General features: G+C 60.6%; 9 protein-coding genes and 1 pseudogene. 6 read left to right on the plus strand and 4 right to left on the minus strand.

All coding sequences use genetic code 11. The annotated features are described in order from the left end of the window. Positions 1 to 48 precede the first annotated feature (48 nt). From NKJ57_RS24835 to NKJ57_RS24850, 4 genes are all read left to right on the plus strand, one after another. Entirely contained in the window at positions 49 to 951 is a 903-nt protein-coding gene (locus NKJ57_RS24835) for a dihydrodipicolinate synthase family protein (protein WP_023685525.1), read from the plus strand. A gap of 1,163 nt (positions 952 to 2,114) precedes the next feature. Beyond that, positions 2,115 to 2,573, plus strand: coding sequence for a (2Fe-2S)-binding protein (locus NKJ57_RS24840; RefSeq protein WP_023689394.1), 459 nt, complete (start codon positions 2,115 to 2,117; stop codon positions 2,571 to 2,573). A gap of 3 nt (positions 2,574 to 2,576) precedes the next feature. Further along, positions 2,577 to 4,787, plus strand: coding sequence for a xanthine dehydrogenase family protein molybdopterin-binding subunit (locus NKJ57_RS24845; protein ID WP_352512975.1), 2,211 nt, complete (start codon positions 2,577 to 2,579; stop codon positions 4,785 to 4,787). Between the two features lie 1,139 nt (positions 4,788 to 5,926). Then, positions 5,927 to 7,990, plus strand: coding sequence for a carbamoyltransferase family protein (locus NKJ57_RS24850; protein ID WP_023708043.1), 2,064 nt, complete (start codon positions 5,927 to 5,929; stop codon positions 7,988 to 7,990). Positions 7,991 to 8,633: 643 nt separating this feature from the next. Here the strand turns inward: NKJ57_RS24850 and NKJ57_RS24855 are convergent. Both NKJ57_RS24855 and NKJ57_RS24860 read right to left on the minus strand, forming a co-directional pair. Beyond that, positions 8,634 to 9,272 (minus strand): FMN-binding negative transcriptional regulator, encoded by a 639-nt coding sequence (locus NKJ57_RS24855; protein ID WP_023672382.1) that lies wholly within the window; start codon positions 9,270 to 9,272, stop codon positions 8,634 to 8,636. A 49-nt stretch (positions 9,273 to 9,321) separates the two neighbouring features. Beyond that, positions 9,322 to 10,122, minus strand: coding sequence for a helix-turn-helix domain-containing protein (locus tag NKJ57_RS24860; RefSeq protein ID WP_352573777.1), 801 nt, complete (start codon positions 10,120 to 10,122; stop codon positions 9,322 to 9,324). Here NKJ57_RS24860 and NKJ57_RS24865 point away from each other — a divergent pair. Together NKJ57_RS24865 and NKJ57_RS24870 are read left to right on the plus strand one after the other, a co-directional pair. Further along, on the plus strand, positions 10,121 to 11,200 hold the full coding sequence (locus NKJ57_RS24865; RefSeq protein WP_245261060.1) for a trans-sulfuration enzyme family protein: 1,080 nt from the start codon (positions 10,121 to 10,123) through the stop codon (positions 11,198 to 11,200). The two genes, NKJ57_RS24860 and NKJ57_RS24865, sit on opposite strands and share 2 nt — an antisense overlap. 548 nt (positions 11,201 to 11,748) lie before the next feature. After that, positions 11,749 to 13,395, plus strand: a complete 1,647-nt coding sequence (locus NKJ57_RS24870) for an MFS transporter (protein ID WP_023704122.1) — start codon at positions 11,749 to 11,751, stop codon at positions 13,393 to 13,395. A gap of 408 nt (positions 13,396 to 13,803) precedes the next feature. Here the strand turns inward: NKJ57_RS24870 and NKJ57_RS24875 are convergent. Next, positions 13,804 to 14,198 (minus strand): annotated as a pseudogene (locus NKJ57_RS24875) (nodulation factor fucose acetyltransferase NolL); the annotation flags it as partial. 1,287 nt (positions 14,199 to 15,485) lie between these two features. After that, complete coding sequence (gene rlxS, locus NKJ57_RS24885) at positions 15,486 to 17,453, minus strand: relaxase/mobilization nuclease RlxS (RefSeq protein ID WP_352512971.1); 1,968 nt, start codon at positions 17,451 to 17,453, stop codon at positions 15,486 to 15,488. Positions 17,454 to 17,487 lie beyond the last annotated feature (34 nt).

A 17,487-nucleotide genomic window follows, 5' to 3' on the forward strand; every position in this document is an offset into this window, starting at 1 on the left:
CTGGCGTGCGGCCACCTCTGCGCTCACACATAGATCTGGAGCCTTGCCATGGCATTCCTGAGCGGTCTTTCCGCGTTCCCCATCACCCCGACCAATCGTGACGGCCGCGTCGATAGCGTTGCCCTGCGCAGGCTGATTGCTCGGCTTGGCATTGCTCAGGTCGATTCCATCGGTCTTCTCGGCAGCACCGGCACATACATCTATCTGTCGCGCGAGCAACGGCGGCGGGCGCTCTCCGAGACCTTGGACCAAACGGCGGGGCAAATGCCGGTCGTGGTGGGTGTGGGCGCGCTGCGCACCGATGAAGCCGTGGGGCTCGCGCAAGACGCCAAGGCCCTTGGAGCAGCTGCGGGTTTGCTTGCCGCCGCCTCCTACACCCCGCTTACTGATGACGAGGTGTTCGATCATTTCTCCACTGTGGCGCGCGAAAGTGGCCTGCCGATCGTCGTCTACGACAATCCAGGAACGACGCATTTCCATTTCAGTCCACCCCTTGTCAGCCGCCTGGCAAAGGTGGCTGGGATTGTCGCCATCAAGAATCCGACAGACAAAAGCGATGCGATCAAGAACCACCTGACCGCCCAGAGGCGCACACTGCCGGAAGGGTTCTCGATTGGTTACAGCGGCGACTGGAACGCCGCCGAGGCCATGATCGCCGGCGCCGACACATGGTACAGCGTCCTCGCGGGCATCCTGCCCGAGGTCTGCATGACGATCGTCACAGCGGCGCAACAGGGCGATGCGGCCGAAGCGCGACGGATCAATGCCGCGCTGGTCCCGATCTGGAGCCTCTTCAAGGAGTTCTCGAGCCTTCGCGTCGTCTATGCACTCGCTGAATTGCTCGACGTTTGCAGTGCCGAACCCCCGCGTCCCATCCTGCCTCTGCCCCCAGCAGCGAAGCGCCAGATCGCCGCCGCGTTGAAAGGTTTGCCATCGGATGCCAGCCGGTGAACAGCAAACCCCGTTCGGCAAGTGAAAGGTATTTACCCGCTCATTTCGAGAACTGATCGAAAACAACGCACTCGGCGTGCTGATAGCCATGGCTGGAGCGGTCTCGACGCCAATCACCCCCCCTTCGAACTCGACAATCGACTGCGGAGGTACAGACTGCGCAGGGCACTCCGCCCATGCCGCACCGTTCGCCTTCAAACTAGGAATCGGTGGTTTATCCATTGGAATGGCATCGAGCCGGCGCTTTACTTTCGGCCCGGTGCGCGCATTGAAGCCGGTGCCAATGCCGCCGGCGAACACCAGATTTCCGTCCTCGACATTCGCCAGAGCACGCTTCCCGACCGCCGTAACTGTTGCCGGGTTCGCAGCCGATGACGATGAACTCATCACTCAGCACGCATTTTGTCTCACCCATTCTTGGCGCCGGCCGGATCGATATGGACTGACACGCAGCTTGGAGACGATGCCCATCGAGGCCGAACTGGGAGACTTGCGCGAGAATGTCGCTGCCGCCGCTGATCTCGTCGCTCAGAACGATGCCGTTTGGCGGCGTCTCAGCAGGTTAACTAGCGCTTTGCGCCGATCGACGAGTGGCCGATCGCGAAGACCCTCGCCGTCGATCTTGAGCAGGTCGAAGCCGGCAAGCATGGTCCTGACGTCTCCCGCCGCGGCCAAGAGCCCGCTGAAGACTGGGAATGCGCGACAAGCCTTCTGGTCAACGACGAACGCCTCACCGCCTATTATCGCGTCCGAGGCGCCGAGCTCGGCCACCGCCCGGGACGATAGCCGGAAACCTGAGGGTCCAGTCGTGGAGGTAGCGGGTCGAGGTAGGCCCCCATCGATAGTAGTCCCATTTCATTTCGTGTAGCCAATCAGGGCCCTGCCGGACGCGGCCGACCAGCGGTCGATGTTCGCGACGACCCGAATGTCCAGTCTCGTGTAACCCAGCCTAAAGCGGCCTGTCCGCCCAAAAAATGACATTCAGTTGCCTCCAGCCTGTCGACACGACCCACTTCACGATCTCGTAACTCGCCAACCTAGCGGCTTGTTGCTTGAGCTGCGCGTTCCTACGGTGTGGTCGCTAGGCCTCAGCAACAAGAGCTCGGTTGCCAGGCGGGCGGAGGCTCAACGAGATAGCCAGCTCAGGACAAGGAGAGCAAGCAATGGTCGCTTTTACCCTCAATGGCGAGGCGCGAACACTCGACGTCGATCCAGAGATGCCGCTGCTCTGGGCGGTCCGTGACGTCATCGGACTCACGGGAACGAAATTCGGTTGCGGGCTTGCCCAGTGCGGCGCTTGCACGGTTCACGTTAACGGCATGCCGACGCGCTCGTGCCAGACCGCAGTCGGCGACATCGAAGGAGCCTCGATCACCACCATTGAGGGTGTGTCGGGCAAGATAGGCGAAACGGTCCAGGCCGTGTGGGCCGAGTTCGACGTACCTCAATGCGGCTATTGCCAGTCTGGCCAGATCATGTCGGCCGTGGCCCTCCTTACAGAAACGCCTAAGCCGACGGACGATGATATTGATTCGGCGATGAGCGGCAACCTCTGCCGCTGCGCCACCTATCATCGCATCCGCGCGGCCATCCACGAGACCGCCAACCGGCTGGAGACTTGAGGCATGTCGCAGTTTCTCTCGAAGCATACTGCCGTGCGGCCCACGCGCCGCTGGTTCCTCGTCGGCGCGGGCGTTACCACCGGCGGCCTCGCAGTGGGCTACCGGCCAGTGCTGGCCGCGCCCGACATCGCACAAACGACCCCTGCAAAGGTTCCGGCGAACCCCTTCCAGACCTATGTCGAGATCACAAAGGAGAACCGAATCATCATCCACTCCTCGCAGTTCGAGATGGGACAAGGCTCCTATTTCGGCATCGCCACCCTGGTTATGGAAGAGCTCGACGGCGACTGGGCGCAGGTGGACGTGGTCGGCGGATATGGCAATACCGCGTTCTACGGCAATCTCGCCTGGGGCGGGGCCGCACAGGCAACTGGTGGCTCCACGTCGATGGGCTCGTCGTGGGAACGCTACCGCAAGGCGGGTGCTGCCGCACGGGCCTTGCTGGTGGCGGCCGCGGCGCAGCGGTGGGACGTGCCAGCCGGCGAGATCAAAGTCGCTTCCGGGGTCGTGTCGCACGCCTCAGGGATGCAGGCGCGCTACGGTGACCTGGCTGAAGCCGCAGCGGGAATGCCGGTTCCCGACGACGTGCCGCTAAAGCCGCGCGACAAGTGGGCCCAGATCGGATCGGACAGCCTCAAGCGCTACGATTCCGCCGTCAAGACCAACGGCGCGCAGACCTACACGATCGACCTCATGATGGAGGGACTCCAGACGGCCGTTATGATCCATCCGCCGAAGTTCGGCGCCGAGATCGAGAGCTTCGACGCAACCAAGGCCAAGGCACTCGACGGCATTGTCGATGTCGTCCAGACGCCGCGAGGCCTTGCCGTGGTTGGCAGGGACACCTGGACGGCGCTGAAGGGCCGCGACCTCGTGGAGGTGACCTGGAACGAGGAGAAGGCCGAAGAGCGCGGCACGGCCGAGATCATGGCCGAATACAACAAGGCAGCAGACGATCTGGGCGCGGCCACCGCGCGCGACGACGGTAACACTCCCGCAGCGTTCGCCAGTGCTGAGAAAATCATCGAGGGGCACTACGAATTCCCCTATCTTGTCCATGCTTCGATCGAGCCACTCAACGCGGCCGCCCGAATCAACGAAGACGGCACCATCGATGTCTGGGGCGGACACCAGATGCCCGACCTTTATCAGGCGGCTGCCGCTCAGGTAGGCGGCACCACGCCGGACAAGGTGAGGCTGCACGTGATGAAGACCGGCGGCAGTTTCGGCCGCCGCGCGGTCTTGGATGCAGATGTCATTATCGAAGCTGTTTCCACAGCGCGTGCACTGGGACGAGGCAAGCCAGTGAAGGTGCAGTGGACCCGCGAGAATGACATGCGGGGTGGGCGGTACCGGCCGGCCTATGTGCACGCAGTCAAGGCGGGGCTCGACAAGAAAGGCAATGTCGTCGCTCTCCATGACCACATCGTGGGTCAATCGGTCTTGGGCGGTTCGACCTCTGCGGCGATGATCAAGAACGGCATCGATCCAACCTCCGTAGAGGGCGCCACCAACCTGCCCTATGCGATCCCGAACCTGAAGGTCGAGCTGACCACCACGGACGTGAACATCCCGGTGCTGTGGTGGCGTTCGGTAGGCTCCACCCACACCGCTTACGCGGTGGAAACCCTGATCGATGAGCTCGCCGCCGCTGCGAACCGTGATCCGGTCGACTTCCGCTTGTCAATGCTCGGTCACCATCCACGGCATGCCGCCGTGCTTAAAGTGGCTGCTGAGAAGGCAGGCTGGGACAAGCCTCTGCCGGAAGGCCGTTTCCGCGGCGTGGCCCTGCATGAAAGCCTCTCGACCTATGTCGCCGATGTGGTGGAGATCACCCTCAACGATGAAAATGGTTTCAAGGTCGACCGCGTCGTCTGCGCGGTAGATTGCGGCACCGCGATAAATCCTGACCAGATTCGCGCTCAGATGGAGGGCGGTATCGGATTCGGGCTAGGTGCGATCCTCCAGGAGGAGCTGACCCTGAAGGGCGGTGTCGTAGACCAAGAGAACTACGATACCTATACACCGCTCAGGATCGAGCAGATGCCGCGAGTCGAGGTGCACATTGTGCCGTCCGAGGAGCCGCCCACGGGAGTTGGTGAGCCAGGTGTGCCGCCGATCGGCCCGGCCGTCGCCAACGCGCTACGGGCGGCGACGGGCAAGACTATCCGCAAGCTGCCGATTATAAAGAACATGTCAGGAATGACACCATGAAACAGCCGCGATGAAGATCGCGCCGTTTTCGAACGCCTCCTGACAGGCGCTCATTTCCATGGGTCAAATTCCGGCGGCTGCCCGCTCCAATATCCGGTTTGGAGACGGCACCCCGTGTTCTGAACGACCACAGACAGGCCTTGGCGCCGGTTCCACTGAAGAACCGCTTTCGAGACGCAAATGCGTCCACTCCATGAAGAGCACAACCGTATAGCACCAGGAAGGCTAGCTACCTCCATCGCTTCGGAGACCCAGGAACCCTCAGAAAACCGAACCTCCAGAGCTCAGAGGCGCTCGTGATCACAATCGCGCTGGTGCGTGGATCATTGTTCAAGGGTTTGTCAATAGGCAGGCGAGATGGCCGATCGACATGATCTTCGCCCGATGCCCTACAAACACAATGCCAGCCGCTGTCACGGAGTCGCGAAGACGAAGGCAATGAGGGTCGACGCCGATACTCATCGTTTGGTTGACAGAGCGCTTGGAATGCCATGCGCTTCAGATCGGAGTAGCCATCCGGGAAGCCTGAAGCGCTTTGAAAACGCATGTGCTGCGGCTGTTATTCATAGCGTGGATGACTTTGATCAAAACAATCGATTTCATCACTCTTCCGGAATCGTGCATGGACAAAAAAGAGCCTCACGCACCAATCACACGCTGCTCTAACGCGTGACGAAAGCTGCCTTAGGTAAAATCCAAAGGAGAAAATCTTCGATGCGCCCTGACGTGCAGTGGAGGTCGTGCCGAGAAAGTGAGTTGCAACTGGCCGACAATGTCGCGCGGTGCGACCATGGTCGCTTCGGAGAATGAAATCGGGCCAGTTCACGGGGGCGGTACTGTTATTCGTCGACGGCCGCCCTTCCCAAGAACAGGCGGCATCGCAAGTTGGTTCTGCCGATGAAAACAACATCGCCGGATACATGTCAGCAGCCGCTCAGGATTGGATGATCCAGCCAAGCTCTCGGCGTGATGGCACCGTAGGTGTCACAGTCGAAGCATCTCATTGATCGTTTATGGGGCTTTCTTCGATGCCGCTGATGCCTGACGGGCGGTCGCAGCTGCAGGCGACAACACGGCCTATTTAGTTGGAACAGTCGAGGTAAGCCAATTTGGCTTCCCGTTACTATTTGGAGAAAGAAATGCTGTGTCTAGGAATCAGCGGCGGACTTGACCAAGTCCATGAAAACCGATTCGAGCGTCCGAACGCCTTTATGCACGATGGCGCCGCGGTGCTCGTCCGAGACGGAAAGGTGATAGCCGCCGTAGAAGAGGAACGCCTCAATCGAATCAAGCACTCGAACAAGCTGCCAAGTGGTTCGATTCAATACTGTCTCTCGACGGCCGGGGTTCAGCTCAGCGACATTGATCGTGTCGCGGTCTACGCCAGCGAGCCCTATGCCAACGCCATGCTTGAAGGTATGTCCGCTTCCCAACCGGACATTCTCTCCACTCCGTTGGATGCTAAAATGTTGGTGCAGAACCTGTTAGCGCGTGAGTTCGGCACTAAGTTGGACAGTTCGCGTATTTCATTCGTAGGTCATCATCAGGCGCACGCCGTGAGCGCCTTTGCAATGTCGGGCTTCGAACAAAGTCTCATTCTAGCGATTGATGGCTGTGGTGATTTCCTGTCGGGCCTTGTGGCGGTAGGGTCTGGCACAGAAATTACGCAAATCGAGGCTTTCCCGGAGGACAATTCTCTTGGGCTGTTTTATCTCGAGACGATCCGCTGTCTCGGCTACGGCATGTTCGACGAGTATAAGGTAATGGGACTCGCGCCCTATGGCGACCCCGCTCCCTATCGCGAGCTCTTCGAGCAGTTGTACGAGCTCTCCGCCAACGGTGGCTACCGTGTTCACCTCGACCGCATCGGTCCGGCGTTGCTCCGCAACATCGAGATCAGGCGAAAGGGAATGCCTTTCACCCAGCAGCATCGAGATGTGAGTGCGTCACTGCAGGAAGCGCTTGAGCGGATCGTGTTCCACATTCTCCGGCACCACCGTGAGGCCACCGGCATGAAGCGGTTGTGTCTGGCGGGAGGGGTAGCCCACAACTGCACGATGAACGGCAAGCTGCTGTATTCAGGGCTTTTCGAAGACATCTTCGTGCAACCCGCGTCTCACGACGCTGGCTGCGCATTGGGAGCTGCGCTGATAGTCTCTAACGAGATGGGCCGCCCCGCGCCGCGTGAGCGACTGCAGGAGGTCTATTGGGGTCCTGATCTCGGGAGCGACCGCGCCGTGGAACAGGAACTGAATGCATGGTCCGGACATCTCGAGGTTGAACGCTCTTATGACGTAGCGAGCAGTGCAGCCCACTGGATCACCAACGGCGCCGTGATCGGCTGGGTGCAGGGTCGTTCGGAGTTTGGGCCACGTGCGCTGGGCAACCGCAGCATTCTTGCCGACCCTCGGCCCGCTGCAAACAAGGACCGGATCAATGCCATGGTCAAGAAGCGCGAAGGCTATAGGCCTTTCGCACCATCTGTGCTGGAAGAGGATGCGAGCGAATTTTTCGACCTCCCGGACGGTAAGCACGAATTTCCATTCATGAATTTCGTCGTTCGCGTGCGTGACTCAAAGCGCGCCTTGTTGGGTGCCATTACGCACGTCGACGGTACGGCTCGGCTGCAAACAGTATCGCGCGATGCCAACCCAGCTTACTGGGAGGTCATCAATGCCTTCAAGAAGCGGACAGGCACTCCAATTCTGCTCAATACGTCCTTTAACAACAATGCTGAACCGATCGTGGATACGGTTGCAGACGCGATTGCCACATTTTTGACGACAGAGCTGGATGGGCTTGTGGTCGGGCCCTTCCTGGTAAAAAAACGGGCTGCAACGCTGCAGGATTGGACTGCGCTTGCGATTTCATTGCCTCCCTCAGTCTCCCTCCATCAAACCCGTGCTTACACAGCGCGAGATCATCAGGAGACTGTCTGCGAGATTATTCCGAACCACTCCAGCATTGACAGTGTGCGAATTTCAAACGACTTGTTTAATCTACTGATGCGGATCGAGGGCGAAGCCGTGTTGCGAGATCACCTCAATATGATTGAGCCGGATCAGGCCAGGCATGCAGCTCTAATGGAGGGCCTGCGAAGACTGTGGGAGCAGCGCCTGGTTCGGTTGCATCCCTCACAAGCTGGTCGGATGGATCATGGGTCCGATCAAACGCTGGACCAGCCCAATAAGCAATCAGCCTGATAGAGATGCACCTCAAGCTCGGCCAATCAAGGGTGTTTGTCGACCCCGCCTGCGAGCTCCCGCTGTGATTACGGGGTCGTCGCCTACGCGGCGGCGCCCACCAACATCTCCATCAGTCGCTTCGGCGACAAAGCCAATCATATCCCGTAAGAGAAGTGCTTTCGGGCAAGGTCTGCAGGTTCAAGGAGTTCGTTGAAGGCGCCGCCAGCTGGAGCTGCGTCGAGCGCATCATCGCGCATGGTCGAGCTCGGCGCCCAAGGGAAATCGCCCAATTCGACACGCGTGCGTTTGCGCCTCATTCAAAACCGCTGCGCGGGTGGTCGAGGTGAAATCGGAAGTCCGTCTGTGCCAGCCGACGACGTTCCCGCAGCGCATCCTGCACATCGCCCTCGATCGCATTCCTCAACTCGCGACATACGACGGGGCGCAGGCGCCGGAAACGAACCCGCCCACCGCAACCTGCAAACTCCCGCCTGTCCTCACGACGGAGCAATCCTTTTGCCTGACCAGGCGCGTGGAAAAGCATCACAAGGGTGACCACAGCGTCGCTTCAGGCCGTCAAACGCTATTGCCGTGCGTCAAGGCGGACTAGGTGACCCGTCGGGAAGCCGGCACCAGCGGCTTTGTCGGGACAAGACACATGCTATTGGGATTTGACCGCCGCAGCCGCGAGCATCGCTTCTCCCATCGCAATGGCCCCTTGGGCACGCAGCATTTCGCCAGGGTTCTGAATGTCGCGCAACTCTTTGTTCTGGCTGAGTTTTGATTTTCCAACCAGGCCGGTGATCTCGATCTCCAGGGCGACGATTGCCCTGACCATCGTGTCGATGAAGTCCTTCGGCGCGTCGCCCATCTTCCATGGGACCGGCTGCGAGGCTTCTTGCATGTGAGTGAGCTTCGCCACGTTGCGGCGCACATACCGCTCATCATCCCGGACAGTGATGCGTCCGTGGGCATGGACGACGAGATAGTTCCAGGTCGGCACCTGCTTGTGGAATTCATGCTTGCTCGGATACCAGTTCGGCGAGATGTAAGCGTCGGCCTCACGGAAGATTACGAGAACCTCATCGCCATTGGCGACTTCCTCCCAGACTGGGTTCTTGCGAGCGACATGGCAATTGAGAACGCCCTTGTCTCCCTTCGAGCGGTCAAGCTCGAAAGGGAGGTGGTTCGCGTCCAGCGTGCCTTTGCTTTGGGTGACGAGGATACCCAGCGGGTGTCTCTCGATAAGGTCAAACAGGGCGTTCTGATCAGGGACGGCAAAATGAGGCGGAACGTACAACGGTTTATCTCCTGTCGCGAATGTGCGGTTGTTAGTAATCGGCGGGGCCTTACGGAACGTGCCCCTGAATCTTCGCTGCCGTCGACGAGTGCCCCGGATTTCGGTATCCACCACGCTCAAGCACCGCCATCGTGAAGTGGGCGGGCACATCAGATGCCGCCGCATATGAGTGAGGTTGGTCAGTGACAAGCCGCGCACTCTCGCCTTCGCTTAAAATTTCCACGTGGTTACCTACCACAACGCTCAGGGCACCCTGACTGACCGAGATCAGCTCGCGCGTATCCGGACTATGAGCGTCCGCAGAAAACACATCGCCCGGCATCATGACCCAGCTCCACAGTTCGAACATCGTGCGTCCCGAGGTCGACGAATGCAGTTGCGCAGAGCTTCCCTTTGCGCTCGTCCAAAGCCTCCTGGTCTCTGTCCGCTCGATGGGAAGGCGCACCGTGGAAGGGTGCTCGTTCAACAAATCGGCCACCGAGAGCGAAAACGCCGCCGCCAGCCGACACAGTATGCCGATACTGGGGTTCGCCCTACCCTGCTCCAGCGCGACCACGGTTCCCTTCGATAGGCCACTTAGTTTAGCCAGGCGATCCAGGGTCAGGCTTTGGTCACGCCTCAAGTCTCGGATCCGGGCTGCTATCGCTTGCCCAAGCGCTTGCTCGGCATCAAACGCTTCCGTAACATTGGTCATTATATTGACTTGGGTCCTCGGCTCACGTATTGCGGTCAGTATAATGACCGGCACGAAATTGCAACTGCCCGTTAGGAAGGAATAACCGATGCGTTTTGAGACGAAGGCGATCCACTGCGGCCGAGGTGTCGACGCGTCCACGGGGGCCGTATCCATGCCGCTGCACACCAGCACGACGTTCGAACGAGGCGCCAACGGGTCATTTCCGTCCGGCTTCGAATACACAAGGGATGGAAATCCGACACGCAATGCGTTCGAGGCGGCCATGGCGACGCTTGAGGGAGGGGGAGACGGCATCGCCTTCGCTTCGGGCATGGCCGCAATCGCTGCAGTTTTCGAGAGCCATCCGTCGGCGGGTCGGATCGTTCTGCCGGATGACATGTATTTCGGCATTCGTTCGCTGATCGAAGAGACCGACATTGGGTCTCGCTTCGACTTTGCCCCCGTCGACATGCGCGATTTGGACGCTTTGCGCGCCGCGGTGACATCGAAGCGGACTGGCCTCGTCTGGGTCGAGACGCCGTCAAACCCGATGATCCGCGTTGTCGACATTGCGGCCATCTGCGCAATCGCGCACGAGGCAGACGCCTTGGCGGTGGTGGACAATACGTGGGCCACCCCAGTGCTTCAACTGCCACTCGAAATCGGGGCAGACGCGGTGATGCACTCGGCGACAAAGTACATTGGCGGCCACTCGGATTTGATGGCCGGTGTCGTCATTGTCCCAAACGCGTCACCCCTCGGTCGCCCATTGCGGATGGTCCAGAAACACAAGGGCAGCGTCGCAGCGCCCTTCGACTGTTGGCTGGCGTTGCGGGGCCTGCAAACATTGCCGGTCCGCATGCGCGCCCATTGCGAAGGCGCCCAGAAAGTGGCCGAGGCCCTGGCGTCTCATCCGCGCGTCGAAAAAGTGCTCTTTCCTGGTTTGCAAACTGATCCGGGACACGATCTTGCTACGCGGCAAATGAGCCATTACGGAGCGATGCTATCCTTTATCGTCGAGGGCGGAGCCGATGCTGCAATGGCCGTGGCCGGCCGCCTGAAGATTGTTGTCCGGGCGACAAGCCTTGGCGGCACGCATTCTCTGATAGAGCATCGCGCATCCGTTGAAGGTGCGAAGTCCAAAGCGCCAGGCGGATTGCTGCGAATTTCTGTAGGGCTTGAACATCCTCAGGACATTATAGATGACCTGATGCAGGCCCTAGGCGAAACCTGCAAAGCGGGAGTCCAATGACGGGTGCAAGAACTCTGGCGCCGCTTTACGTGACGGCTGGCGCAGCCGACGATCGGCAGAACAATGTTCCTGCTGAGGAGAACGCACGTCCTCTGGTGAACCGCTACCGCCGTGTCGCATTGTCTCGGGCGTGGTGGTCGCCTGGGTGATGAACGTCTTCGGGTTTCCGGACGATGGCCACGCGCTCGACCGGATAGCGGAAATACCCAGATTTGCCGTTGACCTACTGCTGCTCGACCTCGTCGGAGATCGCGGTCAACAGATGGGATGGATGTGCTGGCACTACGGCAGTTTGACAAGCCGGCCATCGGGGCGCTAGCACCGTCCAAAGCCAAGAGTCGCAGGGCAGAACTGACCGCACCCAGCGGGCTGCGGGACCCATCAGCTAACGGCCAGGTTGGTACCTCAAGGCGCATCAGCACCATGGATGTCACATTGTCCTTGTTGCGAGCGCGATTTCGGAACTTCGTTGTGACGCAGTCTGTGCACAGAGCGCACCGCTGTAAGCAAATGAGCGGACGAACGACACCCAGTGGAGGAGAGAAGTGATGCGGCGTCAAGATCCTCCGCGCTTTGCGGCAAACACACTGATCCCTCTTCACAACCCGGTCTTTCGTTCTATCTGGACAGCCACGCAGATATCCAGCCTTGGCTGGCTGGTGCAGAGCGTGGCTATAAGCTGGCTCATGGCGACGATTTCAGCCTCCGATCTAATGGTTGCGCTCGTACAGGCTGCATCGACACTGCCCGCGTTCTTCTTGTCGATCCTTGCTGGAGCCATTGCAGACAGCTTCAGCCGCCGCGGCGTCATGCTTGCCGGACACTGCCTTATCGCACTGGCATCCACGGCGCTGGCACTCGCTGTGGGACTGGGCTTTGTTAGTCCATGGCTGATCCTGGGACTGAGTTTCTTGGCCGGATGCGGCTTTGCCTTGAACGATCCAGCATGGCACGCGTCGGTAGGCGATATCCTGGAAAAGCGCGACATACCCGCCGCAGTGACGCTGATGTCGGTGGGCTACAACGTGGTTCGGAGCATAGGACCGGCGCTGGGCGGTGTAATCTTAGCTTTGCTAGGCCCCCTTACGGCTTTCGCCCTCGCTGCGCTGAGTGACTTGGTCCCGTTGAGCGCTGTTCTGCGCTCAAAGTGGCAAGTTCGCTTTTCGCCTCTTCCGCGCGAGCGGATGACTACGGCCATTCATGATGGCATGCGATTCACGGCAATATCCTCAGAGATCAGAGTGGCGATTGTGCGTGCAACCCTATTCGGGCTGTCAAGCATCTCGATCCTTGCTCTGCTCCCCCTCCTGGTTCGCGACCAGCTGGCGGGAGGGCCAATTGTTTACGGGGTGCTATTGGCTGGCTTCGGCACAGGCGCCTTCATAGCCGGCATTGGCAGCAGCTACTTGAGACGCATTACGTCCCAGAACCGATTGATCACGCTCGCATCCGTTGCTTGCGCAACGTGTTGCCTTTTGATGGCCCTCACATCGTCGGTGGCTGTGGCGGCGATCGCGCTTGCAATCGGTGGCGCTGGCTGGGTTGTCACCTGGACCGGAACCGACGTGTGTGTGCAGTTGGCAAGCCCAAGGTGGGTCGTTGGTCGGACCCTGTCCATCTATTACGCCCTGACCTACGGCGGGATGGCAGCGGGCAGCTGGATCTGGGGTGCTGTCGCGCAGTACTATTCGCTGACGTGGGCTTTGGAAGGTGCTGCAGCGGCACTGTTGCTGGTCGCGGCTGTGGGAAAGCTATTGCCAGTGCGGCTATGGGAGGAATCGGATCAAGCGGCCGTCGACTTCAGGCCACCAGAACTGGCCCTCCCTTTGAAACCCAGGAGCGGTCCGATCGTGATCAAGGTGGAGTACTCGATACCCGAGGAGAGTATCGATGAATTTCTGAGCTGCATGCGCGAAAGGCGGCGCGTTCAGAGCCGCGCCGGTGCGCGGGACTGGACCCTCCAGCGCGACCTTCAGAAGTCGACGCTTTGGACCGAGACATTCCGCACGCCGACATGGACGGACTATCTTCGTCTAAACCATCGGCTGACGGTGAATGACAGGGAGGTAGGCGAGCGCCTTGCCGCTCTGCACATGGGTGATTCTCCGCCTCGCATCTCACTTTCAATCGAGCGGTCGACAAGCCCCGCCCCCGGCAGCCAAGTCCAGCCTGTGCCTTTTGTATCGCGCCCGTGAGATAACCAAGACTTGTCTGGGCTTGGACACGGAACGAGCTGCTCCTTGATTTGTCGAGCCTGCCCGGATTGCAAATCGTTCCGGCCGGTTAGGCGAGCATGAGAATTCGCGCGGCAATTATGTCAATCACGGGTCCCATGTTCAGCCCGCCCCCCCTCTGCCGCCAGATCGGCTTGAGCACGGATTCAGGTCGCCCGTCCTTTGCATAGCGGCGGGCAACGAATAGCAAGGGGGCGGAGGGTATCCCCGTCTGCGAAGCGGGCAGAGGAGGATTCCGCAAGGCGGGTTGCTGGGGAGAGGGGTCGCGCGCCTCTTTCCGCCTCACTTAGAAAACGTGCGGCCAAGCACGTTCATGTCGGCCGTGGGCGGCCGCAACAATTGCCTACAAGGCGCAAGCGTCGTCACATATTAAGCGTAGCCGCGCGACAACCATCCGTGGTCACGCGCAATCCTGCGAATTGTCAAGCGGAGACAACGATCGCGGCACCAAGCAAAGTGGCGAACCCGATTCTGCTCGGGAGATCCCAAAGCTCTCCGAACCCTATTAGATCCATGAAGCGAAACACGGCGCCCTGAAGCAGGTAAAGCAGCAGTGTGCTCTGACCAAGCTCCACCGCAACAAAGCGAGCTACGCGAGTTGAATGGCCAACTCTCCAGCATAGGAACATAAGCTGCATTGTGACTGCAGAAGTTGCTACGGAGCCAATGAACATCAGCAACACTTGTCTCGCCGACTCTCCATCGTAGATCGAAACGAGATTGTTGTAGACGTAAGTCTCCCTTCCCCAAACAAGAAAGCACACTCACGGCGTGCCGAGCAGCTTGGCCAAGGAGCCGCACTGGGCCTCCGGAGTGAGTGTTATCGCTCAAGCAGCCACGTCGGCGCGGCCTAAAATCTTCGATGAGCGCGTCAGGAGAGCGTCGATCTCCACATTTCTTCCAGGAGATCGTCCCCACATCATCATGGCCACGGCTCTAACGGGCTGGTGCCCTCCCTTTCCGTTTTTTGTCTCGATGCTCGGTTGCGCCGCCCGCCGGGGCAAGGCAAAAAAATCGTCGAGGCTGAGCCCCCACTGCGGCTTCGGCGAAATATTCATCCACGGGTTCGCATCACCGCGGGCAGCGGGCGAGTTCGTCGATAGGAGTGCGGATGGAAGTAGGCGATGCACATCGTCACCAGCGGCTCAGATTGTGTGAGGTCCACGGCTCGCTGGTTTCCGCCGACGACGGCGCGGACGGCATCGGTATGCGCAGAGCGGGTCCGTCGGCTTGGCGTCAGTTTCGGGGCAAGGGGCTATTGCTGGTCGCGCGGCGCTGAGTTGGGCGGAAGGATCGACGGCGCAACCCGGGGCTCCCGCGCGACGAGCAGGTTTTTTTCCCGGTCTGACCTGGCCTCGACTCCAGATGTCGCGATGACCGACGTGGCCGGCGCGATTGAACGGGTCTCATGCCCAAAGCTGCCTCGGTGCCCAGTAGCGGCACCGCATGACCCACCCGGCGCTGCTCGAAGTAAACCGCGGCCAGCCAACATCCGAAGGTGCGCCAGACCCGATGTCGCGGCGGCCTGATGGCTCCGGCGCCGTGCCGCGGCAGAAAGCTGCCGATCTCGTCTGGCATGGTCGCTGACCGCATCGTCACCCGGGCCATCGCAGCGACTTTTCTCCGTTACAAAGTCCCCGCGGGACGGACTGCCAGTTCACGCCAGGGCCAACAGCACCCGCAGGGGCGACCGCCGCGTCTGCCGGTCCTGCGAGTAGAATAAGATCGGGAAGTGCGGCTTCATCCTCGATGCCAGAGCTCGCTTCGCCGTACCGCGGCCGCCATAGCCCCTTGCGCTATCACGAGTCAGCCCACCTTTCTAGCTGGCAGCCATCGGGAGCCGATCCGCAACCACAGGGCGGCACCTGTCGGCCCGGCTTCCGTGTCAACGCAGAACATGATGCATATTCCCAGCGCTTTTTGACAGAGCGAACTACAAAATGCAGAACACTGACTCTCCGCCAAATGAATGCTGCGAGCAAGCAGCAGGCGGAGGAACTCCGTCTGGGCTGAGTACCTGTTTCAACGTGAACAAATAAATTGTAGCCAGTTCACGAAACGCCAGGCCCGCTCCTCTGCCGTCCGATCGTCCAGGAAATCCCCTCGGCGCGCACCACGCCAGACACCTCCTTGCCGATATGATGCTCAAGCACCGGCCGCCAGGGCACCAGCGTGAACTCGCGCGATTTCTCGATGACAGCGTATTTTCCGCCGGCGAGCTCGACGCAGCGGCGCAGCGTACCGTCTATTCGATTGCCATGCTGCGCTTCAGAATACGAGAGCCCGAGTTCGTCCGAGAGCTGACTGGCAACACGGTTCAGCTCTCGTTGGCGCAGCATTGAAAGCATGTTGGCGCGATAGATGACCCGATCCTGCGCATCATGGGCAAGACCTTGCGCGATCAGCCACTGCTGTCGGCGGGCCTGGACCTGACGTACTTCTCGACCGAAGCCAGAGTCGCGCAAGGACTCAGGGTGGGCTGATACCAGCTCCTGGTCGATCCAGGTGGCGCCGTCAAAGCCTACTTGGCTCTCCAGCGGCATTGATGAGAGCTTGTCGACGACAACAGGCTGGGCCCTCGCTCGTTGACGCTCGTAATCCGCGACGCGGTTGAGATGGTCGGGCGCGACTGTCCATGTGCCGTCCGGCTCGCGCTCGACGCCACCGGTCGCACGGCGGATCGCCTCCAGTCGCCGCACGTGCGTTTCGGCAAAGCGTTCGGTGGCCGAGGGGTCATGCTTGAGATGGATATCGATGCTGTAGCGCCCGTCGTTGACCGTGGCGATGCCGGCAATTGTGCGGTCGACTTTTCTTGGCCCGGTGTCCCTCGGCCTGATCCGCACTATGCAGCCTTCTGGTGTCGGTTGGGTGGCCTCGCCTTTGCCGATATCAAAATAGTGGCTTTTGCCGTCCACGCCGTCGACGACGAGGTAATGGCGGTCAGTGATTTCGTCGGCCAGCCCGCGCCCGACGACACGTCCGACCACGGTTTGGGCCGACCCGTCGGATCGATCGTGGATAAGATAGTCGGCGGCACTGCGGACGAGCCCCTTGCCGGTCAGCTCGCGATGGATGGTCTTGACAATGTCGCCGCGCTCGCCGATGCGGCGTAGCGTGGATTCGAGATCATCCTCCAGGCGCCAGCGACCCGAAGGCATCTCCTCGGCGAGGCCCATCCGCTCGAGCTTGCGCAGGCGGCCCTGGTGCAGCGTCTGGCGAAAGGTGTCTCGGCTGGCTGGTGAGACATGCCCCTCGTCGCGCATGCGCATCAGCTGCCGGTCGATGCTGGTGAAGCGTTCCTGCTCCATCTCCTGGCGCAAGCGCTGCTCGATCTCGCGGTCGGTGCGCGGGCCAAGGTCGAGGCTAACCAGTTCGGCTGCGCGCTCGCGCAGGCCAGAGGAGATGTAGTCCCGCGCGATGACGAGGTTTTCGCCGTGATCGTCCCTGCCGCGCACGATGATGTGGGTGTGAGGATGGCCGGTGTTGAAATGGTCGACGGCCACCCAGTCTAGCCTGGTGCCGAGGTCTTCTTCCATTTGCGCCATGAGGCGCCGGGTGAGCAGCTTCAGGTCATCATACTCGATACCGTCTTCAGGGGCGACGATGAAGCGGAACTGATGACGGTCACCGTTCGCGCGATCGAGAAAGGCCCTGCCGTCCGCGTGGTCTTTGTCGGCAGCGTAGAGCTCGCCACGCTCGCCTTCCCGGGTGACGCCGTCGCGCTGGAGGTAGCGGAGGTGCGCACGAGCTCCGTCGACTCCCTTGCCGGCCAGCTTGACGATGCGTGCCTTGACGACTGCGCGCCGCTGCCGAAACGCCGCGTGGCGGTCGCGTGCTCTAAGAACGGCGGCAGCAGCCCCGCCGCGCCCCACCCGGCTTCCGATGAAGCGGCTGCCGCGTCCGCTCCTGCCGCCTGCTCGGTTGACCGCGGCCTGGACCTGGCCAGCGTAGCGTTTGCCCGCCTTCGAGCCGCGCGAGCCAATTTTGCCGAGCCTCGGCGTGAATTCGTCATCCTGCATGCGGCCTCCGATGAACCAGCAGCAAAATCAGAGG

It is taken from the genome of Mesorhizobium sp. M0077 (genome assembly GCF_040322955.1).
Taxonomy (GTDB): Bacteria; Pseudomonadota; Alphaproteobacteria; order Rhizobiales; family Rhizobiaceae; genus Mesorhizobium.